20 protein-coding genes are annotated in these 23760 nt (G+C 60.9%); 7 read left to right on the top strand and 13 right to left on the bottom strand.

Annotated elements, in window-relative coordinates; translation table 11 throughout:
- The first annotated feature begins 8 nt into the window (after positions 1-8).
- On the top strand, positions 9-371 hold the full coding sequence (locus BS300_RS04390; protein ID WP_071911029.1) for a copper-binding protein: 363 nt from the start codon (positions 9-11) through the stop codon (positions 369-371).
- A 104-nt stretch (positions 372-475) separates the two neighbouring features.
- Here BS300_RS04390 and BS300_RS04385 read toward each other — a convergent pair whose 3' ends face one another.
- The 5 genes from BS300_RS04385 to BS300_RS04365 form a co-directional block, all read right to left on the bottom strand.
- On the bottom strand, positions 476-1393 hold the full coding sequence (locus tag BS300_RS04385) for an iron-siderophore ABC transporter substrate-binding protein (protein ID WP_071911027.1): 918 nt from the start codon (positions 1391-1393) through the stop codon (positions 476-478).
- An 85-nt stretch (positions 1394-1478) separates the two neighbouring features.
- Entirely contained in the window at positions 1479-2282 is an 804-nt protein-coding gene (locus tag BS300_RS04380; protein ID WP_071911026.1) for an ABC transporter ATP-binding protein, read from the bottom strand.
- Positions 2282-3319: an iron ABC transporter permease gene (locus BS300_RS04375; RefSeq protein WP_071911024.1), complete on the bottom strand. Its 1038-nt coding sequence runs from the start codon at positions 3317-3319 to the stop codon at positions 2282-2284. The genes BS300_RS04380 and BS300_RS04375 overlap by 1 nt, the downstream gene beginning before the upstream one ends.
- 7 nt (positions 3320-3326) lie before the next feature.
- Positions 3327-4343 carry an iron ABC transporter permease gene (locus tag BS300_RS04370; protein ID WP_071911023.1) on the bottom strand — a complete coding sequence of 339 codons (1017 nt, stop codon included), beginning with the start codon at positions 4341-4343 and terminating at the stop codon, positions 3327-3329.
- A 176-nt stretch (positions 4344-4519) separates the two neighbouring features.
- A complete protein-coding gene (locus BS300_RS04365) occupies positions 4520-5323 on the bottom strand; it encodes a siderophore-interacting protein (RefSeq protein ID WP_071911021.1) in 804 nt (267 codons plus the stop codon).
- 322 nt (positions 5324-5645) lie between these two features.
- Here BS300_RS04365 and BS300_RS04360 point away from each other — a divergent pair, with 322 nt between their 5' ends.
- On the top strand, positions 5646-7163 hold the full coding sequence (locus tag BS300_RS04360; RefSeq protein ID WP_071911019.1) for an HD domain-containing phosphohydrolase: 1518 nt from the start codon (positions 5646-5648) through the stop codon (positions 7161-7163).
- Positions 7164-7244: 81 nt separating this feature from the next.
- Here BS300_RS04360 and BS300_RS04355 read toward each other — a convergent pair whose 3' ends face one another.
- Together BS300_RS04355 and dnaQ are read right to left on the bottom strand one after the other, a co-directional pair.
- A complete protein-coding gene (locus tag BS300_RS04355; protein WP_071911017.1) occupies positions 7245-8510 on the bottom strand; it encodes a TIGR03503 family protein in 1266 nt (421 codons plus the stop codon).
- A complete protein-coding gene (gene dnaQ / locus BS300_RS04350; RefSeq protein WP_043849544.1) occupies positions 8507-9241 on the bottom strand; it encodes a DNA polymerase III subunit epsilon in 735 nt (244 codons plus the stop codon). The genes BS300_RS04355 and dnaQ overlap by 4 nt, the downstream gene beginning before the upstream one ends.
- Positions 9242-9293: 52 nt before the next feature.
- On the opposite strand from dnaQ, the gene rnhA reads away from it, so the two are divergent.
- Positions 9294-9758: a ribonuclease HI gene (rnhA, locus tag BS300_RS04345; RefSeq protein WP_043849545.1), complete on the top strand. Its 465-nt coding sequence runs from the start codon at positions 9294-9296 to the stop codon at positions 9756-9758.
- On the opposite strand, the gene BS300_RS04340 is transcribed toward rnhA, so the two are convergent.
- A complete protein-coding gene (locus tag BS300_RS04340; protein ID WP_041208657.1) occupies positions 9746-10468 on the bottom strand; it encodes a methyltransferase domain-containing protein in 723 nt (240 codons plus the stop codon). The two genes, rnhA and BS300_RS04340, sit on opposite strands and share 13 nt — an antisense overlap.
- A gap of 72 nt (positions 10469-10540) precedes the next feature.
- On the opposite strand from BS300_RS04340, the gene gloB reads away from it, so the two are divergent.
- Complete coding sequence (gene gloB, locus BS300_RS04335; RefSeq protein ID WP_043849546.1) at positions 10541-11305, top strand: hydroxyacylglutathione hydrolase; 765 nt, start codon at positions 10541-10543, stop codon at positions 11303-11305.
- Positions 11306-11375: 70 nt separating this feature from the next.
- Positions 11376-12926, top strand: a complete 1551-nt coding sequence (locus BS300_RS04330) for a LysM peptidoglycan-binding domain-containing protein (protein ID WP_071911015.1) — start codon at positions 11376-11378, stop codon at positions 12924-12926.
- Between the two features lie 389 nt (positions 12927-13315).
- On the opposite strand, the gene astE is transcribed toward BS300_RS04330, so the two are convergent.
- Together astE and BS300_RS04320 are read right to left on the bottom strand one after the other, a co-directional pair.
- Positions 13316-14341 carry a succinylglutamate desuccinylase gene (gene astE / locus BS300_RS04325; RefSeq protein WP_071911013.1) on the bottom strand — a complete coding sequence of 342 codons (1026 nt, stop codon included), beginning with the start codon at positions 14339-14341 and terminating at the stop codon, positions 13316-13318.
- Positions 14342-14613: 272 nt separating this feature from the next.
- Positions 14614-14823 carry a DUF1127 domain-containing protein gene (locus tag BS300_RS04320; RefSeq protein ID WP_005337823.1) on the bottom strand — a complete coding sequence of 70 codons (210 nt, stop codon included), beginning with the start codon at positions 14821-14823 and terminating at the stop codon, positions 14614-14616.
- A gap of 526 nt (positions 14824-15349) precedes the next feature.
- On the opposite strand from BS300_RS04320, the gene BS300_RS04315 reads away from it, so the two are divergent.
- On the top strand, positions 15350-16243 hold the full coding sequence (locus tag BS300_RS04315) for a DNA replication terminus site-binding protein (RefSeq protein ID WP_071911011.1): 894 nt from the start codon (positions 15350-15352) through the stop codon (positions 16241-16243).
- A gap of 110 nt (positions 16244-16353) precedes the next feature.
- Here the strand turns inward: BS300_RS04315 and BS300_RS04310 are convergent, their stop codons facing one another.
- The 3 genes from BS300_RS04310 to BS300_RS04300 form a co-directional block, all read right to left on the bottom strand.
- The gene (locus BS300_RS04310) at positions 16354-20190 is read right to left on the bottom strand and encodes a DEAD/DEAH box helicase (protein WP_071911009.1); all 3837 of its coding nucleotides are present in this window, start codon (positions 20188-20190) and stop codon (positions 16354-16356) included.
- A gap of 433 nt (positions 20191-20623) precedes the next feature.
- Positions 20624-21709, bottom strand: coding sequence for an ATP-binding protein (locus BS300_RS04305; RefSeq protein ID WP_071911008.1), 1086 nt, complete (start codon positions 21707-21709; stop codon positions 20624-20626).
- Positions 21706-22434 (bottom strand): response regulator, encoded by a 729-nt coding sequence (locus tag BS300_RS04300; protein ID WP_071911006.1) that lies wholly within the window; start codon positions 22432-22434, stop codon positions 21706-21708. Before BS300_RS04300 ends, BS300_RS04305 begins: the two co-directional genes overlap by 4 nt.
- 155 nt (positions 22435-22589) lie before the next feature.
- On the opposite strand from BS300_RS04300, the gene BS300_RS04295 reads away from it, so the two are divergent.
- Entirely contained in the window at positions 22590-23747 is a 1158-nt protein-coding gene (locus BS300_RS04295; protein WP_071911004.1) for an efflux RND transporter periplasmic adaptor subunit, read from the top strand.
- Positions 23748-23760 lie beyond the last annotated feature (13 nt).

Below are 23760 nucleotides of genomic sequence, written 5' to 3'. Positions count from 1 at the left end.
GAAAGACCATGAACTACAAGACAGTTGCCATCACATTGCTGCTCGGCCTTGCCACCCACACCAGCCTGCAGGCTGCCGAGATGATGAACCATCAGGGCCACGACATGAGCCAGATGGGGCAAATGGCGGGCATGAACGAGATGGGCGACATGATGATGACCAAGGGGGTCATCACTCGCATCGACGCGGCCAACGGCAAGGTCGGCATCAAGCACGAGGCGATCGACAACCTCAAGATGCCCGCCATGACCATGGTCTTTCAGGTGGCTGATCCGGCCCTGCTCAAGGATCTGAAGGTAGGGGATGCGGTGCGCTTTCACGCCGAGAACCCGGCCGGCAAGCTCACCATCACCCAAATCCAGCCGCAGTAAATGCTCGGCTCGCTCCGGGCCGCGCGGATAAGCAAAGAGGGAGGCATCGGCCTCCCTCCTCTCTTGGTCAACTTTTTGGTCAACCCCAGCTGTGCGATGGCTGCTCAGCTGCGGGTTGCCAGCAACTGCTCCACATCTGCAATTACCTGCAATGCCGCCTGCGGGCCACCGCTGGAGGTCCAGAGCGACCCGTCCACAGCGCCAAAGCGCTTGGCCTTGATCACCGGCATCTGCTGGAACGCCGGGGTCTGCTCCGCCTGACGCATGGCATCCACCGCATCGCCGGTAGCGCTCAGGGTACCGATCACCAGCCAGTCGGCATCCAGCAGGTTGAGGGACTCCAGACTCAGCGCCGGTGAGTGGGGTGCGCCACTACCCTGCTGCTTGCTTGGGCGTACCAGCCCCATCGACTCCACCACGCTGCTGGCAAAGGTGCCCTGATACATGAAGCTCGGCCCCTTGGGGTTCCAGCGCACTATGCTGATGCTCTCCCCCTGATGGTCTGCCAGCTTGCTGCGCGCCTCTGCCAGCCGCTCTTCATAACGCTTGAGGAAGGCCTCCCCCTCCTTGTCGCGGTTGAGGGTATGTGCGGTGCGACGGAACATATCCTGCCACGGCTCGCCCCACTTGCCGGTGACCACGGTCGGCGCAATTTCACCAAGCAGGGTCAGCAGCTCGGGACGGGTCTGGCCGGTCAGGATAAGGTCGGGCTCCAGCGCAATCAGCGACTCCAGATTGGGGCTGTCGAGATCGCCAATCACCTTGATGTCGCTGACCCCTTTCTCCAGCAGGTAACGTGGCATGGTGGGCTGGCCGCGACCATTGACGGCACCGATGGGGGTCAGCCCCAGGGTCAGGGCGCTGTCGAGATCGAACTCGCTCAAGGTCACCACTCGCAGTGGCTTGACCGGCACCTGTACCTTCTGGCCAAACGCATCGGTCACTTCACGCATCTCCTGCGCCTGAACCAGCGGCGCGGCCAGCATCAGGATGGCTGCTGCCAGGGCGGCAAAACGCTTCATCATCTCACTCCTGTGTTGTGCTGCTTGCATGCAAGTCAGCGGTGGGAAGGTTCGTGAAACAGGCCGATGCCGGTTTCGCTCAATCTCAACTGGCCGACCGCCATTGGCAGGCGTGCTCATGGCGGCGCGGCACGATAATGGGCGCCCCGTCACCGGGGGCATGGAGAATGTCGACACTGGTCTGGTAGAGCCGGTCGATGAGCCCCTTGGTTACCACCTCCCGGGCCGGGCCCATGGCGGCAATCTCGCCATTGCCGATGGCGATCAGCTCGTCACAGTAGCGGGCCGCCATCGCCAGATCGTGGATAACCAGCAGCACGGTTTTGCCTTCGGCAGTGATGCGGTGGATTGCCTCCATCACCTCGGTCTGGTGGCCGATATCGAGGGCACTGGTGGGCTCGTCGAGCAGCACCATGTCGCTGTCCTGCGCCAGGATCATCGCCAGCCACGCCCGCTGCGCCTGCCCGCCGGAGAGAGACGCGGCGCTCTGCTGCCAGATCGCCTCAAGCTGCATTCGCTCGCAGGCGCTGCGCACCATACGGGCATCCTCCTCGCCCCACTGATTGAACCAGCCCTGATGGGGGTGACGGCCATACTGCACCAGCTGCTCCACCAGAATGCCGGCAGGCAGAGTCGGCCGCTGGGGCAGATAGGCGAGCTCCCGCGCCAGCCCCTTCATGGGGTAGCTGGCGAGCGGCTTGCCCTTGAGCAGGATCTCGCCGCGTTGGGCTTTCATCTGGCCGGAAAGCAGCTTGAGCAGGGTCGATTTGCCGCAGCCGTTGGGGCCGATGATCCCCACCAGCTTGCCCCTCGGCACGCTGAAGGAGATATCCCGCAAAATGGGGGTCTGCTGATAGGCGAAGTGGAGGCGATTTACGGTGAGCGTCATCAGTCAGCCCTCTGGCGATCGTTAACAAGAAGAAACAGCAGCAACAGGCCGCCGAGAATGCGGGTCATGATGCCGGTCGCCACCTCGTGGGGGCTGGCCAGCACCCGAACCAGGGTATCGCTGGCAAGCAGGAGCAGGGCGCCGCTGAGCGCCGCCAGCCAGAGCGGCACCACCCGGTCTTTCACCAGCCAGGAGGCAAGAATGGGGGCCGCCATGGCGATAAAGACCACGGGGCCGCCGATGGCGGTGCCGAGCGCCGCCACCAGAATGGCCTGCGCCAGAATGCCCAGTTGCACCCGATCGCCGTTGACGCCAAGCCCTCTGGCCATCTCGGGGCCAAAGCGCAGCACCGCCAGTGAGCGGGAGAGATAGACGATCCAGGGACAGAGCAGCAGCAACAGGATGGCGATGGGGGTGATGGTGCTGTACCCCACGGCGATAAAGCTGCCCATGTTCCACAGATAGAGGGAGCTCAGGTGCAGCAGGGCCTGGGTGGACATCACAAACTGGCCGAGCGCCTCGAACAGCTCGGAGAGGCCGATGCCGATCACCACGAACAGATAGCCCTGCTCACCCGGTTTGCGGCAAAGTGCATAGAGCACCAGCGCCGCGAAGATGGCGCCGATGGGGGCAGCCCACCAGGGCCAGCTGCCCACGGTCAGGTAGAGGGAGAAGACAATGATGGCAAGGGATGCGCCGTTGTTGACCCCCACCATATCGGGGGTAGCCAGCCGATTGCGAACCAGAGTTTGCACCAGACAGCCCGAGAGCCCCATGGCCGCTCCCGCCACCACGACCCCAAGGATGCGCGGCAGCCGGATCTTGAACAGAGTGAGCTGCTCAAGCCGCGTCCCCTCCCCCAGCAGGGTGTTGACCACCCCGGCAAAACCGAGCTTGCCGCCGCCAACGCTCAGGGCCAGCAGAGCCAGAGCCAGCAACGCCATGGCCAGCAGAGCCAGCCAGCGCCAGCTTGGCTGATGGATCAGCAAAGAGCGGTTGCCGGCCCGCAGGCAGAGCATATCGATAGGTGTACGCATCAGCCCCTCACTTGACGGTCAGCAGGGTACGAAAGCCCCCGCGATGAACGATGGCGATCAGCACAGGCGCACCGATCAGGGCCAGAATGACGCCGTTTGGCAGCTCGAACGGCTGGATCAGCCAGCGCGCCAGAATGTCGGCCAACAGCAGAAACAGCATGCCGAACAGAGCGGAGAAACAGACCTGCACCGACAGCTTTACCGGTTCCACCAGTCGGCCACAGTAGGCAGCCAGAAAGCCGACAAAGCCGATGGGGCCGGCGATGGCGATGGCACTGGCGGTAAACAGGGTGGCGGCCAACAGCACGCCAATTCGCACCCGGTTGGGGCGGATTCCGAGCGCCTGGGCCTGACTGTCCCCCATCTGCATCAGGGTCAGCTGGCGACAGAGCAGCAAGGTGATGACAAACGCCACCAGCACGAAGGGCAGCACGGCTATGATGGCATCGAGATTGGCCGCCGACAGGGAGCCGAGGTTCCAGAAGCGGTACTGCTCCAGCACCATCTTGTTGGAGAGCAGCAGAAAGCTGGAGAAACCGCCGAAGGTAGCGGAGAGCGCCACCCCGACCAGAATGAGCTTGAGGGGGTTGGAGCGGCCAATCATCATGCCAAGCCCCAGCACAATCACGTTACCAAGCAGCGCGCCGAGTCCGGCCCAGAGCAGATAGCCGTAGGCGGACTCCACCCCGAACCAGGTGAGCCCCACCACCAGCGCAAAGACGGCCCCGGCGTTGACCCCGAGCAGACCGGGCTCCGCCAGCGGATTGCGGGTCGCGCTCTGCAACAAGGAGGCAGCCAGAGATAAAGAGGCGCCGACCACCATGGCGCAGAGGGTGCGCGGCAGTCGCAAGGTATTGAGCACCATGGCCAACTTCTCGTCACTGACCCACAGGGGATTGTGCGTCAGATACCCGAACACTTCGCGGACACCATAGACGCCGGCCCCGGTGGCCAGCGAGAGGCAAAACAGCGTGCAGAGAAGGAACAATGCCAGCCAGAACAGAGGGGTCTGGTACTTAACCACCCTTTACGACTCCTTGCGTTGGGGTCTGACAACATGCAGCCAAACCGACGTGAAAACAGGGCACTCTTGTGTCAACGGAAATAAAAACGCCGCCCGGACAAATACCCGAACGGCGCAATACTAAATGCAAATCATTTTTATTTGCAAGTTTTGATGTGTGACAGGCTCTCTTCTGCTCAGCTATCCATCACATCATGGCGGGTCTGATGATAGGCCTCTTCACTCTTGCCTCTGCGCCAATAAGGAACCGCGTAGAGCGACTGGCGCTCCACATCGAGCACGGAACGAAAATGGCGACGCAGCGGCAGCACCAGCGCCTCTTCCCCGCCTAGCCAGAAGAAACCGCCATCCCGAGAGAGAGGCGAGGCCTGCACATGCTCCAGAATGCCACTGGTTGCAGGCTCTCCCACAAACCAGTGGCAGTGTACGCCGACCGGCAGTGTCAGCGGCTGGGCATCCGCCTGATCCGGCAACAGGATGGCAATCTCCCCGCAGGCATCGGCAGGCATCACTTCGCACATCGCCATGATGGCGGGCAAGGCGGTGAGATCGCCCACCAGACAGTAGTGCTCTGCCGGTTGCAGCATGGGGTTGGGGCCACCCGGCCCGGAGAGGATTACCTTATCCCCCGGCTTGGCGTGGGTAGCAAAAGCACTGGCTGGCCCGCTATCGCCATGAAGAACAAAGTCGATATCGAGCTCCAGCTCATCGCGGCGAAATGCACGGATGGTGTAGGTGCGGATGACCGGCTTGTCCGCCGGATTGCTCCAGCGCGGGCCGCCCGCCGTCATGGCTGGCATGACGGGTGCGCTCTGGTGAGGCTGGGCCAGCATCACCTTGATATGGGCACCACCGCAGGTAAAGGGATAATCGGCCAGTTCACGGCCGCCAAACGTGATGCGCCGCAGATGAGGGGTAAGTTGTTGCACTCGCTTGACCGTCACCGGACGGGGGCGATTGGGAGGCAGGCTCTGGGTCACGAATAAACTCCTCTTCGAATCAGCCTGCATGCTACCCTTAAATAGGAATTATTATCAAATAAGATCTGTTCTCGCCTTCACCCTCGACCCGAACCGGATTGGCTTTTTCCCTCATGCGGCTCAACCGGGCGAGGGACACAAGGTGGTGCATTGGGACACCTTGATTCACAACAAAAAGCTCGCACCTAACCTGGATTGGCCAAAGGGTTCCATTTGCTTATTTCGACCATAGTTTTGCGAGATCAAATTTTATTTCTCAATAAGTTTCCTATCCTTAGTTGAGCAGTTAATGTAAGCACAGGATGCCAAACAGGATTGTATGATGGATGACGAAATCCTGATTATTGATGACGACGATCTTGCTCTCACCGATGTGCAGCAAGCGGGCTGGAAAGTGATGATCGTTGACGACGAACCCGAGGTTCATCGCATCACCAAGATCACCCTGAACAAGTTCGAGTTTGACAATCGCCCCATCGACTTTCTGCACGCCTATTCCGCAGCACAAGCCAAGGAGCTGCTGGCGACTACGCCGGATGTCGCCCTGCTGCTGCTGGATGTGGTGATGGAAGTCGACCATGCCGGTCTCGACGTCGTCAAATACGTCCGCGAAGATCTGCAAAACAAGATGGTGCGCATCGTGCTCAGAACCGGCCAGCCCGGTCAGGCACCGGAAGATGACGTGGTCACCAACTACGACATCAACGACTACAAGGACAAGACCGAGCTTACCTCCCAGAAGCTGCGAACCCTGCTGCGTGCCAGTCTGCGTTCATATAGAGATATCCGCACTCTGGAGAGCAACCGGCAGGGGCTCGAAAAAGTTATCGAAGCCTCCAAGGGAATTTTCGAGAAGCGGGCCCTGCGCCAATTTGTTGAGGGAGCACAAGAGCAGCTGAGCGCCCTGCTCCATCTGGGTGAAACCCAGATCTACGACGTAAAACAATACACCTACGAGGTAAAGGATCAGCTGCTTGAACCCCTGCTGCCGGGCCATGCCGCGATGCGACTGACAGATGCTCCCGAGATCCTGCGCCAGGCCATGGCACAAAGCAGCAACGTCTACGGTACCAACCAGATGGTGCTCTACTGCCAGAACCCGCGTCACCACCTGCTGTTCCATATTGAGACAACGCGCCAGCTCAGCCAGATCGATACCAGCCTGCTCACTCTCTTTACCGAAAACATCATAGTGGCGCTGGAAAACATCCGTCTCAATGAGGTGATCGCCGATAACCAGCGCGAGATCATCTACCGCATCGGTGAGCTGGTCGAAACCCGCTCCAAAGAATCGGGACTGCATGTCAAACGGGTCGCGCTCTATACCGAGCAGTTCTGCCATCTGCTCGGGATGAGCGAAGAGCAGAGCGAGCTGATAAAACGCGCCTCACCGCTGCACGACATCGGCAAGGTCGGCATCCCCGATGCCATCTTGCACAAGCCGGGCAAGCTCACTCCGGAAGAGTGGGAAATAATGAAAACCCATGCCCAGCTTGGGCAGGACATGCTCTCCGGCAGCGACTTGGCACTGTTCCAGATCGGCGCCACCATAGCGGGCAATCACCATGAAAAGTGGAATGGCAGCGGCTATCCACGTGGCTTGAAAGGGGCGGATATCCCGCTGGAGGGGCGTATCGTGGCGCTGGCAGATGTGTTCGATGCGCTGGGGTCTGATCGCTGCTACAAGAAGGCATGGCCGCTGGAAAAGGTGCTGGCTCTCATCGAAGAGGAGAAGGGACAGCACTTCGATCCCCAGCTGGTCGAGCTGATGATGGCCAATCTCGACAAGTTCCTCGAGATCCGTGAGCAGAACAAAGATGTCTATATCGGCGAACACTAGCCCTGCTTTCCCAACTGACATTCGAGAATGCACAATAAAAAAACCGCCCAAGGGCGGTTTTTTTATTGTTTGAACTTGCCGTTATTGCTCGGGCAAGTTGAGATCCAGCTTGGCGGCGGGTTGTTCTGCTTGCTGGCTTTCCGCTTGAGCTGCTGCCAGGGCGCGTTTCAACGCCTTGCGTTTTTGCAGGATGATAAACCCGACCCCGCCCAGAATAACCAATAGCCCGCCACCACCGGCCAACGCCCAAATCAACCAGCCCATTCCCCCCTTCTCTTCCGCTTTCCCGGTCGCTTTGGCGCTGGAGGTTGGCTCGGCAGCAGAGACCGGCGGCGGAGGTGGAGGTGCCGGCGGGAAGACATTGAAGGTTTTCACCGGCATAGCGATCTTCACTTCACGGCCAAGGCGGGTGGTGCCGTAGAGCGCAGCCTCCACCTGATATTGTCCAGGCTCCTTGATGACGGAAAAATCGACATCCAGTTTGGGCGCTGTCGCCACCTCGCTAAACGAGTAGTAGCCACCGGTTTTGCTGGTGACTGTGCCCTTGAGCGCCACAGAGGCGGGATCCAGCTCGTCACGGTCGACCAGCAGTGACAACTTGGCACCCAGCTCTTCGGAGGGAGGCGCCAGGTTGTAGGTAAAGGGATAAGGATAAAGCAGCACTTCCTGATAACGCGCCCGGACAAACACCTGATTGCCGGTACTGAACATGGCGCGGTATTTGCCCGCCGGAATATCCTGCAGGATCGCCTCCGCCGTCATGACGCCATCACCCGGCACCTCATCAAGCCCCTTGCCGTCGTCAAGGTAGTGGCCAATCTCCTGATCGAGCACCGTATTCTGCTTGCCAGCATCGCTGAAGGATTGCAGTTTGACCTTCATCCCCAGATCGGAGAGGTAGTACTTGTCCTTGGGGGGCTGGCCATCGATCGAGAGCCACGCCTTGAGTTTGACCACCTCTCCCTGATAGAGCTGCATCGGCAAGGCGGCGATGTCCATCCGGATATCGGAGAGGATCCGCACCCGGTTGTCGGGATCCACCTCGCCAATCGCCTGCCACGGGCCCGGCATGGGATTGCGCAGGGTAATGAGGTCATGCTCCGGCAGCGCCAGCCAGCCCACATCATCCGGTTTGACCTTGCCCACGTAAAGCTTGCTGCCATCTGGGCGCACCAGGATCACCGAGGGGGTACCCGGCTTGCGCTTGATGATGAAGGTGATCTCCTTCACCCCGTAATCGATGCGAAAGCGGTTATCCAGCAGCGGAATATCGGAAGGGGCAAATACCTCGGTCGCCGAAGCACCGAGCGACCCCAACAGTAAAAAAGAGGCCAGCCACTTGCTCATTGCCGCCACAGACAGCTCCCTCCCTTCTTCTGCACCAGATCCAGTCTTGCCTCGTGCAGCGCCTGCACCTCTTCGCCCGCTCTGATCACCTTGAGCGCCGGTCGGTTGCTCTCCAGACGGCGGATGCTGGTGTCCTGACTGCTCTCGTTCTCACTGCTTTCGGTGGCCAGATTGAGTTTGGTCTGGCCGCCGGTCATCAGCAGGTAGACATCCGCCAGGATCTCCGCATCGAGCAAAGCCCCGTGCAGGGTACGGTGCGAGTTGTCGATACCGTAACGATCGCAGAGCACATCCAGGTTGTTGCGCTTGCCCGGGAAGAGATCCCGCGCCATCGCCAAGGTATCTGTGATGGTGCAGATATCGGCCGTCTTGAAGTTGAGTCCGAGCTTGCTGAACTCGTAGTCCATGAAGCTCACGTCGAACGGCGCGTTGTGGGCGATCAGCTCGGCGCCCCGGATAAAGTCGAGGAACTCGTCGGCAATCTGGCTAAAAGAGGGTTTGTCGCGCAGGAACTCGTCGGTAATCCCGTGAACCTGAATGGCTTCCGGGTCCACCAACCGATCCGGCTTGATATAGACGTGGTAGTGGTTACCGGTGAGCTTGCGGTTGATCACCTCCACACAGCCGATTTCGATGATGCGGTGGCCAAGGTAAACAGGGCCGCCACCGGTATTCATACCTGTGGTTTCGGTATCCAGGATGATCTGGCGATTCAGTTGGGGTGTGTTCATGATCCAATCTATGTCAAACTTCGGCTTTACTCGCTAGTTTACCCCAAGCCTCATGTTAAAACAGATTGATTTGTATACGGATGGTTCCTGCCTCGGCAACCCGGGCCCGGGCGGTTACGGCGCCGTCATGGTCTATGGCAAGCACCGCAAGGAGATTGCGGCCGGCTTTCGCCTCACCACCAACAACCGGATGGAGCTGATGGCCGCCATCATGGGCCTGCGCACCCTAAACGAACCCTGCCAGGTGCGCCTCACCACCGACAGCCAGTATGTCCGTCAGGGGATCACCCAGTGGATCATCGGCTGGAAGAAGAAGGGGTGGATGACCGCCAACCGTCAGCCGGTCAAAAACGTCGATCTCTGGAAAGAGCTGGATGCGGAAGTGAGCCGTCACCAGATCGAGTGGCTCTGGGTCAAAGGGCACTCGGGCCATCCGGAGAACGAACGCTGTGACGAACTGGCCCGCGAGGCGGCCTGCGGCAAGGAGCTGGCCGAGGATACCGGCTACCAGCCCTGACGGGCCATACCCGGTGTGGCGAGGGACTTTGGCAGCTGCCAGCGGCGGCGCACCGGGATGAGCGGAAAGCGCCGTTTACGGGCGGCAATCACATAGACAGAAGCAAACGCCCGGCAGTAGTCCCGCCCTACACTCTCCTGCCACCAGCTGTGCCAACTCTGTTTGCCCATAAACGAGTAACCGAAGCGCTCGTCAAACATCACCTCGCACCCCAGCAGATGGAGCCAGTCGGTGACTCGCCCGGGGGTAAACATCCGCGCCGACCAGGGCACTTTGCGCCGCAAAAAAGGGATGCAATGGCCGATGCCCACCAGACTCATAGGGTTGTAGCCACTGATAATCAGCCAGCCATCGTCGGTCAGCACCCTTTCGGCTTCGCGCAACACCTGATGGGGATCGGCCGAGAAATCGAGGCAGTGAGCCAGCAGACAGGCATCGACGCTGCCGGTACGCACCGGCAATGCCAGCGGATCGCCATACATGTCGAGTAGCCGTCCTTCGGAAGCGACGCCTACCTGATGGCGAATGGATGAGCGTTTGCAGGAGAGTTCGGCGCTCAGGGCGCCAATCTTGAGCAAATGATAGCCAAACAGGTTGGGACACCAGCTGTCGAGCCGCTCCTGGATCTCGGCGGCAACCCAGTCCCCCATAGGCAACGCGGACCAGCTGGTCGGGATCTCGATTTGTTGTTCGGTACGTGCCACCTGCATAATAGGGCTCAACTCGCGGTTTCGAACGCCATCCTGTTATATAAGATACCCTCCCTAAAGAGAAGCAGACTCATGTATCCAGTGATCACAGTTCCTGCCTTTAATGACAACTACATCTGGTTGATTAGACACGAAAATCACTGTCTGGTTGTCGACCCGGGCGAAGCGGCCCCCGTGCTGGAGCGGCTCTCGGCGCTGGGGCTGGTGCTCGATGCCATCCTCCTGACCCACCATCATCACGACCATGTAGGCGGGGTTGGCGAACTGCTCGAACAGTTCCCCCATGCCCGGCTATATGGCCCCAAACTTGACCCCATGCCGGCCCACCATGGTCAGTGGCTCGAAGATGGCGATCAGATCAACTGGCACGGTCTTGCCCTCGAGGTGATCCATGTGCCCGGCCATACCCGTGGCCATATCGCCTACCACGGCAACGGCATGCTCTTTTGCGGTGACACCCTCTTCTCGGCCGGTTGTGGTCGCCTCTTTGAAGGGACGCCGGAGCAGATGTATCACTCGCTGCAACGGCTCGCCGCCCTGCCCGATGACACCCTCATCTATTGTGCCCACGAATACACCCTGTCAAATCTGCGCTTCGCCTACGCAGTCGAGCCGGACAACCCGGCGATCCGTGATCAGATCGGGCTGATCAGCAAACTGCGGCAACAGGGGCTGCCAAGCCTGCCCAGCAGACTGGGGGATGAGCGCAGGTTTAATGTTTTTCTGCGCTGCGAGCTCGATTCAGTGAAATTTTCTGCTGAAAAGCAGGGGCTAAAATGCGTGGAAAATCCGGTAGATACCTTCACGATCCTGCGCCAATGGAAGGATGTTTTTTGAACAAACCTTGATCAGGGGGGGATTGCCCCTTATGATGCGAGCTGTTTTTCTTAAAAATGACCGGAACGAGATGAAGGTACGAACGGCCTTATTGGCAGCGCTGTTGCTCAGCGGCTGCCAAAACCTGAGCCATCAGGATGACCGGGCGCTAACGGCAATCGAGCCGATCAAGTCCCCCCAGGTCAACAAAAAAGCGCATAAAAAACACTCTTCACGATTTCTGTTTGGCGATGAACAGCTGGACGAAATGGAAGATACGGACAATCTGTGGGTGCGTATCAGCGATGATATGCAACTGGAAACTCCGGACAATGCGCGCATCCGCCAACAACGTGAGTGGCTGTTGCGCAATGATAAGCATCTGGCGACCATTGCCAGCCGGGCTGAACCCTACCTCTATCTGATGGTAGAGGAGATTGAACGGCGTGAGCTGCCAATGGAGCTTATTACTGTCCCGATGATCGAGAGCATGTTTGATCCTCATGCCCGATCCCGCAGCAATGCCGTCGGTTTGTGGCAGTTTGTGCCCGCCACCGGCAAGAACTTCGGTCTGCGCCACGACAACTGGTATGACGGACGGCGCGATGTGCTGGCCTCCACCAATGCGGCGCTCGATTATCTGGAGTACCTGAACCGCTTCTTTGATGGCGACTGGCTGCAAACGCTGGCCGCCTACAATGCCGGTGAAGGACGGGTTCGCAACGCCATCCAGCGTAACCAGCGTGCCGGCAAGCCGACCGACTACTGGTCGCTCGACCTGCCGCGCGAAACCCAGATGTATGTGCCCAAGATCCTGGCCATGGCTGACATGATCAGCAATGCCGACAAGTACAACGTCCAGCTGCCGGTGCTCGCCAACGAGCCGAAGCTGCGGGTGGTGGAAACCGGCAGCCAGATCGATCTGAACGTGGCGGCCCAGCTCGCCGGTGTGCGCACCTCGCAGCTCAAGGAGGTCAATCCTGCCCTGAGCCGTGGTGTGATGTCGCCGCGCGGCCCCTACCGCCTGCTGGTACCGGTTGAATATGCCGATACCCTGGAGCTGGCACTGGCCGACCTGCCCAAGAGCGAGCGTATCCGTACCCGCTCCTATCAGGTCACCAGTGGCGACACCCTGTCACGCATCGCCCAGAATCACGGCGTCAGCGTGAGCGAGCTGAAACTGGCCAACAATCTGCGTGGCAACAGCCTGCGTCGCGGTCAGCGTCTGGTCATTCCGACCAGCGGCCATGCCGTCAGCAGCAAGACAAGTGCTGCCCCGCAGCAGCTGGCCAGCCGTGGCAGCAGCCAGAAAAGCAAGGTGAGCTACAAGGTGCGGGCAGGTGACAACCTGTGGAGCATCAGCCAGGCGCACGGCGTCTCCCACGAGGAGCTCGCCAAGTGGAACGGCCTGAACGCCAAGTCGGCCCTGAAGCCGGGCATGCAGCTGGTGGTCTACCCCAAGGGTGGCAAGCAGAGCGGCAAGTCGATGGTCTATCAGGTTCGCCGTGGTGACTCCATCTCCTCCATCGCCGCGCGCTTCCAGGTTGCCATCAACGATGTGATGCGCTGGAATCAGCTCGACAAAGGGGATTACCTGAAGCCGGGCCAGGAGATCACCCTGTTTGTGAAGAACAACAGCTGATCTCCCGCCAACGCCATTAAAAAACGGAGCCAGTCAGATGACTGGCTCCGTTTTTTTATTCCCTTCACTCGCCATGACACAGTTCGCGCTCTTCATCCCGATAGGGCCGGACAGTGCGGAATCGCTGCTACACCATATCCATCAGATCGGCCAACTCCTTGAGCAGCCTTGCAGGCACTCTCTGTGGCCTTCGCGGAGAGCTTGCTGGTCACTATAAGCTGGATTTATGGCATTTCCCAAAATGCCCCAACTTTTACTTATACCGCACCTCTCATCCCATGGCATGACCAAATCGGCCGAAAGAGAGCGGAAAAAACCATTCGCCCGCTCGTCTGGATACGATTCACACCCGCCCCTCTCCCCCCGCAACCAGGGGGCTATTGCACGGCTTATTCCCAGAGCCGGGTTGGCACCACCAGCAACACGGTGCGCTGGCCAATCGCCACGTTGGCATTGGGGAAGACCACCGCCTCGCGGGGCTGCTCGACGGTGTAGCGCAGCTCGCCATCCTCGGCCAGCACGAACCCTTGCGGGAATTCGGTGAAGTTGTCGACATCGCTGGCAAACAGAAAGCGAAATTGCTCCGATTTTTTGGTGATCACCCGATCGATGGCAAACAGGGTGAAATCATCCGCCCGCCACGGCTCCAGCGCCACCTCGTCCTGGGTCACCAGCTCCTGCAGCGCCTGGCGGGTTTCGATAAAGCGGGTCATGTCGTTCTCGCCAAATGGGCGCACCTTGCCCAGCTCCACCGTGAAGGCGTGGGCGCCGTGCTGGCGCGAGCTGTAGTAGCTGAAGGTGGTGGTCGGGCTGGCGGAGAGCAGTATGGTGCGCACCCCGCAGGCGCCGAGGAACTGCACCTGCTCGCGGCAGTGGGGCCGCTCGTGGGGGAAGGGGTAGACGGCAAACTTCTCGTGGCGCGAGCCGCGAATGGCGGTGTGCAGGTCGTAGTGGTAGCGGGGACGGGCCGGATCGGCAAAGAAGCGGCTCACATACTGCTCGAGACGCATGGCACGGATCCGCTCCCGGTTGCAGAGTCCCTCCCCCTTGCTGTGGGCGCCGGAGAAGAGGCGGTTCATGTTCTCCTCCACCTCCCGCAGCCCGAGGTTCATCGCCGCCGGATTGCCAAACAGGAACAGCACCCGATGGCGGGCGCTCAGCTCGCCCGAGAGCAGACGGCTCAGCAGCTGGTTGCAGATCTCGATGGGGGCGGTCTCGTTGCCGTGAATACCGCAGGAGAGGACGATATCCTTGCGTCCTCCGGGCTGGCCGCCCGCTCCGCTGACAGGCTCCAGACAGATGACACCGGTATCCCAGACGCTGACTTGCGTGCCATCCAGCAGCGCAAAATCAAAGGGATCGAGCTGCCACTCATGACTGCGGGTCATGGCCAAAAAATCGTGCTGGGGAATCATCCGTCTCACCCTCTTGCGCTGGAATACTATGGCCGGATTATACGCAAGGCGTTGCGGCTTAAAACCGATTTTTAAACAAATTCAAACATTAACGATACAAACAGCGGCAAGGTAAAACAGCAGCAATAGGTGGCACAACAGAGGGATATAAAAGAGGGGATGAGAGAGCAATAGCGGGGCAAACAACAACAGGGTTGACGGGGTGGCCTGATGTCACCCGGCCGTCAGCATACAAGTATCAGCAGATAAACGAGGCATCCATGCCCGGCTGATCAACCACGCCAGAACGGCTTGGTGGTCTCTTGATAACGGTCAGCTTCGTTCAGGCCGATGTCTTTGAGCAGGTACTCGGGCAGCTCGGAGAGCTGGCGACGGCTGCGGCTGCGCTCCAGCCAGGTCAGAACGGTCATTTTAACGCGAGCAACCAGATTCAATTGGCTGGAATGCTGGTAACCGGTTTCGGTATAAGTCATGTTGGCCATGATGTGGCTCCTCTGAATATTTGTTTACGCACTGGGCTTCAATTTGATGCGCAAAGCTTAGTCAGGGAGTCAGACCGACTCAATTGACGAATTTTGATACGTTACATTAGTAAATCTAATGTCTAAAAACGGCAGGATTTAATTTTAACGCTTTGATTTTAAACAACTAATTATTTTAACGGTTGGCCAGCGGAGTCGCACAGCATATTGTGCTGCATGGCACCCATCTATATATGCATTTTACTGCTTTACATATGCAGGGACGAGCAAGGTGTGAACAGCTGGCAACAGCGGAGTTACACGAAATTGTTAATTTAATGATCTTGTAGCGATCTTTATTTAACACCATGAAACATAAATAAAACCATCACCACATCCCCATTCAGAGGCGCACATTGCCCCCTCCCCAAAGTGCCTCTTGGCACTCCAGCCGCATACTGGTATGTTTATTTATACAGTAGTTTTGCTACCCGCAGCGATGTCATACCTGATGTCGTCAACAGCGGGTCAGACCACAGGATCATCGATGGATACCTTTACCCCTACCGCCGCCCTGCGTCAACAGATGGAGGCCATTGAAGCCTCTCTGGATCAGCTGGCCACCCTGCTCGGCCAGCTCGAACTGCAGGAGGCCCACGTCTATCCCCTCCCCCCGGTCGCGCAGGGCGAAGAGCACGATCCCATCAGCCAGATTGAGGTGGGTTACCTGAGCGGCGACGAGGCACTGGCCACCACCCTGTCGGCCTATCGGGATCACAGCGCCCGCCCCGGCTGCTCCACCAAGGCCACCCGTCGTCTGCCGGGCTGGCTGCGCTTTCCCGCCGCCGCCGCCCCGCTGATCCAGCCGCTGGTTGAGGAGATCAATCAGCGCAAGCTCGATTTCAAGGCGCTGGTGCAGCAGGCGGGCGGACGGGACGAGAAGTTCGAGCTGGTACATACCGCCCTGCCCGGGGTGATCACCCTGCAGGTCTACCGCAAGCTGACGTGGCTACATGGAGAGCTCCACTCCCTCGGTTTTACCTGGGCCGACAAGCAGACCATCAATCGCCTCACCCGCGAACAGGTGCTGGAGATGCTGGAGCGCAGTCGCCGCTACATACCGGCTCTCTCCAACAACGAGGAGTGGAGCAAGATGGTGGATCAGGAGGTGTACGACATTCGCCGCCTGCCCGCCGATGCCGAGCTGCGGATCCGCCGCCCGGTCAAGACCCACCCGATGATCAACCTGCTCTGGCAGGATCGCACCCCGCGCAAGCAGCAGATCAAGGCGAGCCTGCCGCTGCTGCTCTGCTCGGACAGCCCGCCCGCGGTCACACATCTGGGCAACTATCCCCCCAAGAGCCGGCAGGCGCGGCGGGATCGCAAGATTGGCGGCGAGCCCATCATCGAGCGGCTGCATCTCTACCTCTATCAGGGCTGACGCGACGAGCCTGCTAAAACCGGCACGCAGAAACGACAGAGGGGAGCACATCGGCAAGATGTGCTCCCCTCTTTCATATGGCATGGCCATGTCGCTGGTGCTACAGCGGATCAGCTCATCAGCAGGGCCCGCAGGCTCTCCACATCCAGCCCGCGCACCTCGGACTGGCCGCTCAGCAGACCATCGGCCAGCGCCCGCTTCTCGTCGTGCAGGGCGACAATCTTCTCCTCCACCGTCTGCTCGCACACCAGCCGATAGACGGTCACCGGCTGGGTCTGGCCCATCCGGTGGGCCCGATCGCTCGCCTGATCTTCCACCGCCGGGTTCCACCAGGGATCGAGGTGCAGCACGGTATCAGCCTGGGTGAGGTTGAGACCGGTGCCCCCCGCCTTGAGGCTGATAAGAAACAGCGGTACCGCCTCGTGGCGAAAACGCAGGATGGAGTCCTGCCGCGCCTTGGCCGAACAGCCGCCATCCAGATAGCAGTAGTCCCAGGACTTCTGCTCGATGCGGGCACGCAGCAGGCTCAGCAGATCGACAAACTGACTGAACACCAGCACCCGATGGCCGCCATCGATCGCCTCCTCCAGCAGCGCCATCGCCTCATCCAGCTTGCTGCTGGTCTGCGACCACTCGGGCATCACCAGCTCCGGCGAACAGCAGAGCCGGCGCAGTCGGGTTAACCCGCTCAATACGTGCATCAGGGCACGGCCATCGGCACTTTGCACCTGCTGCACCACTTCGCGCCGGGTTGCCTCGTAGAGCTGACGCTCCTCGGGGGAGAGGCTGATGTGGTGGATGATCTCGGTCTTGTCCGGCAGCTCGGTCAGCACCTCCTGCTTGAGACGGCGCAGGATAAAGGGGCTGATCACCGCCCGCAGCAAGGCCATGTGCTGGGGATCCTTGACCGCCTTGCCAAAACGGCGCTTGAACTCGCCGAGGCTGCCGAGCAGCCCCGGATTGATAAAGGTGAAGAGGCTCCACAACTCGCCCAGATGGTTCTCGATGGGGGTGCCGGAGAGGGCAAGGCGGAAATCGCCGTCGAGCTGGAACAGCAGCTTGGCGCGCTGGGTACCGGCGTTTTTGATCTGCTGCGCCTCATCGAGCACCATGGAGGACCAGCGCCGCGCCTTGAGCGCCTCCGCCAGACTGCCGAGCATGCCGTAGTTGATGAGGATCACCTGCCCCGCTTTGGCATTGCGAATAATGCGCTCGCGCTCGGCGGGATTGTCAAAGATCACCACCTCCAGCTCGGGGGCGAAACGGGCGACCTCCTCCTGCCAGTTGGTGACCACCGACTTGGGCACCACCACCAGCGCCGGCCCCAGATGCTGGCGCATCCGCAGGACGATCAGGGCCTGCAGCGTCTTGCCAAGCCCCATGTCATCGGCCAGACAGGCGCCAAAGCCGTGATGGGCCAGGGTCGCCATCCAGCGCACCCCCTCCTTCTGGTAATCCCGCAGCGCGGTGAGCAGCTCGGGCGGACAGGCCACCTCCTGCTGCCACTCCTGCTGCAGGGATTGCCACGCCGCGTCCCCCTCGGTGGTAATGACCGAGAGCAGACGGGTGAGCGGGTAAGCCAGCTTGTGGTTGATCCGCTGCTCGTCGTCGAGCATGGCCCCCAGCATGGAGAGCCGCTCCACCAGCTTGTCGCTCAGCATCAGGCTGGTCTTTTCGTCGAGCTGGACGGTGCGCTGGCCCGGGGTCAGCTGGCGCAGGATCAGGCGCAAGTCGAGGATCTGGTGTTCATCAAGGGCGAGCGCCCCCTCTACCTGAAACCAGTCCTGACGCCGCTCGATGCGCAGGCTCAGGGCCGCCTCATCGAGACTCTTGAGGCGCGCGCTGTCCTGATGCCAGTGAATGACCACACCGGCATCCACCAGCTCGGGCAGGGCATTGACCAGCGCCAGTGCCTGCTCGCCTTCGAGGCGCCACTCGCTGCCGGGCAGATCGATGGGAAGCTGGTTGCGCAGCAGTTGGGCCTGCCCCTTCTCGGCGGCAAGATCGCGCTGCCAGTAGTGGTTGCCCTTGATCCCCTGACGGATGATGGTCTCCCCCTTGCCCAGAGGCTGGGGAGGCAGCTCGTCAAAACGGGTCACCAGCTTGACCGCCAGCTGGCCATCCTGCCAATCGAGTTGCACCGAAGGAATGCCCGGCCAGGGGGCCAATTCGGCATTGCCGTGCAATCCCTCAACCTGGCTGTGCCAGGGCAGATCGGCGATCCCGTCAAGGGTGCGCTGCAACTCGCTCATCCCCTCGGCGGGCAGCAGCGGGATGGATTCGAGCGCCGGCAAGCGGTCAAGCAGCGGCTGCGGGGTGAGGATGAGCTGCCACAGATCCTGCGCCAGCGGCATGATGTGAGCACCGCGCGCGGCAGCAGCGGGGATCAGCAGAGCGCTCATCCCCTCTTCGGTCGCCACAATTTGCAGCAGCGGCGCCGTGATGGCGAGCTGCAGCTTCTGCCCCTTGGCGTTGAACAGGCGCGGATGGTCGGCGAGCGGTGCCCAGACATCTCGGGGCAAGCGCCCCATCACCCGCGGCAGGGTGCGTACCACCGCCCAGTCGTGCTCATCGAGCAGGGCCGCATACTGGGTGGAGAGCAGGGTGGGATCGACCCGGCGGCCCGCCGTCCACTCCCCCTTGGTACTGAGCTTCTGGATCTTGCACTCCAGCTCGGGGCCATCGGCATGAAGCAGCCACACCAGCCGCTCCTGCGGCTTGCGGACGCCACTGGCGCGGCCCAACCCCTGCAGCCAGTTGAGCCAGCTGGCGGAGGCGGCCCCCTTCTCCTCGCCGGAATCTTCCTCTTCAGCGTCATCATCGGCATCGCTGCTGCGCAGCTGGCCAAGCGGCGCCCCTGTGGCAGCCTCGCCCAGCAACAGGCGCAGCAGATCCTGACAAAACGCCATCAACCGGTGATGGGGTTCGGCATCGAGCAGGTGGGAGAGATCCCACTTGTGCAGCATGGCCACCTGCGCGCTCTGGGCGCCGTGACGGGCCAGCGCGCAGAGATCGAGCCAGAGATAGCCCCAGTGCAGCTCCTCTACCGGCAGTTGCAGGGTATCGAACAGCCCGACCGCCTGACCGTGCCGCTCCCCGGCCCACTGGCTAAGCAAGTCGGCCAGCAGCGGAAACTGCCCGCCGAGGCTGCGCTGCCACTTCTTGCGCTGCTCGCTGGCGATAACGGGGTCAGCCTGTTGCAGCCAGCCAAGCCAGAGCAGGGCACTGAAGGCTCGGGGCCACAGCCCCTCATGACCCTCGGCCTGCCACTGGCCAAGGGCCGTGAGCAGCCGCTCACCCAGCGGGCCGCTCTCCCCTTGCGAGGCAACCGCCTGCAGGGCAGGCCACAAGAGGCTGGAGTCGGAGCTTTCGCCATCACCGCAGAGCCAGCGCCACTCCGCCTCGAATGCCCGCCCTTGCACCTGTACCTCGGGGGCACAGCGGGCCAGAGCACTCGCCAATGGCCAGCGCTCTTCATATGGGGCATCGAGCAAGAGTTGCAGCGAGAAGTGCTCCAGCAGCAGTTGCTGCCAGGCGGGGCTGGAGCCAGCCAGCAGCTGATGGGCATCGGGGGTATCGAGCAGGGTGAGCAGCTCGCCGGGAGAGAAGAAGGCCGGGATCTCGCCCGCCTTGCCCCGGCACAGTTCGCGCACCACTCCGTGAACCAGATCCTGACCGGTCACCGAGGAGACCCGGCTCCAGTCTGGAGCGGCGCACACACCGGCCCGCACGCCCAGGATCAGCGCCAGCGTCCCCTCGGCAGTCAGGCTCCACTGCTGCTCCCCACGCAATCTGACAAGGCCGGCGTCATGGAGCCGGGTCAGGTGGCTGGCGAGCTCATGGCCCGCCTCCAGCGTCTCTTGTAACAGACGGGTACTGGCGACACGCTGCAGTTGCAAGGTACTGAGCAGGAGATAACTATCCGAAGAGAGGGTGGAGGCAGACATCAAAACTCACGGGCAGATGCAAAAGCGGAATTTTAACGGTAAAGCGCCAGCCACTCGACCCTTTACAGTGAAATAACTCAAAAAAAAACGGCCATCCGTGATGACCGTCGAAAGTAACGAAGGAAATAGCCGGATTTACCAGTTATCTCCCACAGCGGGAAAATCGGGAGCGCTAGCCCCTAATTCGTGGAGCCAATGCTAGAGGTTGGCGCTTCAAAAAGCTTTGAAGCGGATCACAGTTGAAAAGGATTTCTGAAAACGGTTTCAATTTTTGACAGCAAGAAACCATGATTTCGCACCAAATGAACCATGCACCAACCTCCCTTGTTCCCCCTGCACAAGCGGTGGAAAGTCTGTATGGCACTAGCTTGTCGAACGCCACTGTGTAGGCAGCGGTCAGAAGCATAGCTTCGCCATAACCTGCTCCCGCTGGCTATGTTTCAGGGCAACCGGAAATGGCCGAAAGGGGCCAGGAGAGCACGAACCTGCTCCCTCCCAGTCCGGTAGGTTGGCAAACCGCAGTGCCGCCGTGCGCCTCGGCAATGGCCTTGACCACGGCTAGTCCGAGCCCACTACCGCCGCTCTTGCGCGAGCGTGACGGATCCCCCCGGCGAAACGCATCGAAAATGTAGGTCGCCACCTCCTCGCTGATGCCAGGTCCCTCATCTTCCACACTCAGGACGCACACACTCTCCGAGCGATGCAGCCGCACGGTCAGCAGGCCCGGCAGCGCGTGCTTCTGGGCATTTTCCAACAGCGCCATCAGGGCCTGACGGATGCGAAACAGATCGCAGCAGACATGAAGTTCGCTATCCAACTCCCGCTGCAACACAAATCCGCTCGCCGCCAGAGGGCTGGCAAACGCCTCAAGCACCACGGCAAGCTCGTCGGCCAGCCTGACCTCGGCCCGCTGTAACTCCAGATGGCCACTGTCGTTGAGGCTCAATACCCGCAAATCCTCGATCAGGTGATTGAGCCCCTCCACCTGGCGCAGCAATCCCTCGAAGAGTTCGCTGCTGGGAGGAAATACCCCTTCAGCCAACCCCTGCAAGCGGCCGCGCAAAATGGTGACGGGAGTGCGCAACTCGTGGGCGATGGCAGCATTCCAGAACTCCCGCTCGCGGGTCATGCTCTGCAGCCGCTCGGCCATGGCGTTGAAGTCGCGCACCAGTTGCGCCGTCTCCCCGATCGCCTGCTCATCCTCCGGCACGCGGGCATCGAGTTTGCCCTCGGCTACCTCGCGCAGGCTGGTTGCCACCGAGTTGAGCGGAGTCAGGATGCGGCGAGAGAGGCGAACCGCCACGTACAGCGCCATCCCCAATGCAATGAGAATGGTGGAGCCGATCCATAACATCTCGACCCTGGAGGGCATCCAGCTCTCGGAGATGCTGCCAGGCACATAGGTCACGGCAATGGCGTAGAACACATAGGTACCGATCACCGCAAGGGAGATGATGCCGAGCGCCATCAGCCCCAGGGAGCGGATGATTTGCCTGCGCAGGCCTGGCGCCGATCTCATGCATCGCCCCCGAAGCGATAGCCAACCCCCCAGACACTGGCGGGGACTCCCTGAATGCCGTGTGTCTCCAGTTTTTTGCGCAACTTGCTGATGTGGCTATCCACAGTGCGCTCCTGGGTATCCCCCTCGGGCAGGCAGTGAGTCAGCAGTTCGGCGCGACTGAACACCCGTTTCGGCGCCCGCATCAAAGAGGCGAGCAACTTGAACTCGGTCAGGGTCAGCTCCAGCACCTGCTGCTGGTCATCGCGGAAAATGCTGGCCTCGTGGCTCTCCAGATCGATCTGGAACTGGCCGACCCGCAGCACCCGGGCCGTGGTCTGTTTCGCAGCCTGGCTGCGTCTGAGCACCGCCTGTACCCGAGCCACCACTTCGGCCGGGTTGAAGGGTTTGACCACATAGTCATCCGCCCCCATGCGCAGCCCCATCAGCTTGTCGAGGTCCTGATCCAGGGCGGTCAGCATGATCACCGGCGTGTCGCCACGGGCCCGGATCTCGCTGAGCACCTGCCAGCCGTCGAGCTGCGGCATCTGCACATCCAGCAGCAGGAGATCGGGTTTGCATGTCTGGTGCATGGCCAGGGCTTCGCGGCCATCGGCGGCATGCAAAGTGCGCAATCCGTGGCGTTGCAGGTAAGCGGCGAGGATGTCGGCGATCTCTGCTTCATCCTCTGCAATCAGAACCAGTGACTGGGCCGCCGGGTTGGCGGAAGCAGGAAGATACGACATGGTCGGCCTCGAAAATGGTGGGCTTGAACTTTATCACCGCCTCCATGGATTCTCCACAAAGCCTCGAATCATTCGCAATAGCCCCTCTCCATAATGCCCGCTCGATGTGCTCTCGCGGCAACACCATGCCGGGGAGACGGTTTAACGAGGTGAGTATGATGTTTGTCAAACAGCGGTATGCGGGCACCCTGCTCGCCGTCATTGCCGCATTCGGGTTGGCAGGTTGCGATGGGGCGACGCAAGCGCAAGATGCGCCGACCCTTCCTCAGGTGTCGGTGATGACGCTGGCAGGTCAGGACCTGGTCATCAGCGAGGATCTGCCCGCCCGGGTGGCTGCGGTGCGAAGCGCCGAAATTCGGGCCCAGATTAGCGGCATCGTGCAGCGCCGCCTGTTCGAGCAGGGCGCCGAAATCGGCGCAGGCACCGTGCTGTTCCAGATAAATCCAGCCCCCTTCAAGGCGGATGTCGACAGCGCCGCCGCAGCATTGCAGCGCGCGGAGGCCGTGCTGGCCCGCGCCCGTATCCAGATTGACCGTCTGGTGCCGCTGCTGCGCACCGAGGCCATCAGCCGCCAGACCTATGACGATGCTGTCTCCCAGCGGGATCAGGCGGCCGCCGACGTGGCTCAGGCCAGAGCGACCCTGGCCCGGCACCAGCTGAACCTGCAATTTGCCAGCGTGGAAGCCCCCATCACCGGGCGCATCGATCAGGCTCTGGTGAGTGAAGGGGCCCTGGTGTCCCCCACCGACGCCACCCCCATGGCCAGGATCCAGCAGATCGATCAGGTCTACGTCGATGTGCGTCAACCGGCCTCTGTGCTGGACACCCTGCGCCAGCAAGCTGGCTCGACGGCACCGGAACTGGCGGTGGACATCCTCGGCAGCGACGGCAAGCCGCTCGGCATGCAGGGGCACATCCTCTTCTCAGGCATCGAGGTCGATGCCGGGACCGGCGACGTGCTGCTGCGAGTGCTGGTGGATAACCCTGAACGGCGCCTGTTGCCCGGCCTCTATGTGCAGGCGCGCATTCCCCGGGCCCGCTATGCCAACGCCCTGACCGTGCCCCAGCAGGCGGTAGTTCGCACATCGGGTCAGACCAGCGTGTGGGTGGTGGATGGCCAGGGGCAAGCACAGCTGGTTCCGGTCAACACCGCTGAACTGGTGAATAGCCTGTACCGCATCGCGTCCGGGCTCAGTGCCGGGCAACAGGTGGTGATCGAAGGGCTCGACCGTCTGACCCCGGGGATTCAGGTCATTGCCTCCCCCTGGCAACCACCCGCCGTCAGCCAACCGGCTGACGGTGGCATTCGCTGAATCGGAGAGTTAT

Source organism: Aeromonas sp. SCS5, assembly GCF_001887375.1.
Classification (GTDB): Bacteria; Pseudomonadota; Gammaproteobacteria; order Enterobacterales; family Aeromonadaceae; genus Aeromonas; species Aeromonas jandaei.
Note: the sequence above shows the minus strand (reverse complement) of the source record. Positions and strands in the feature narration are given on the sequence as shown.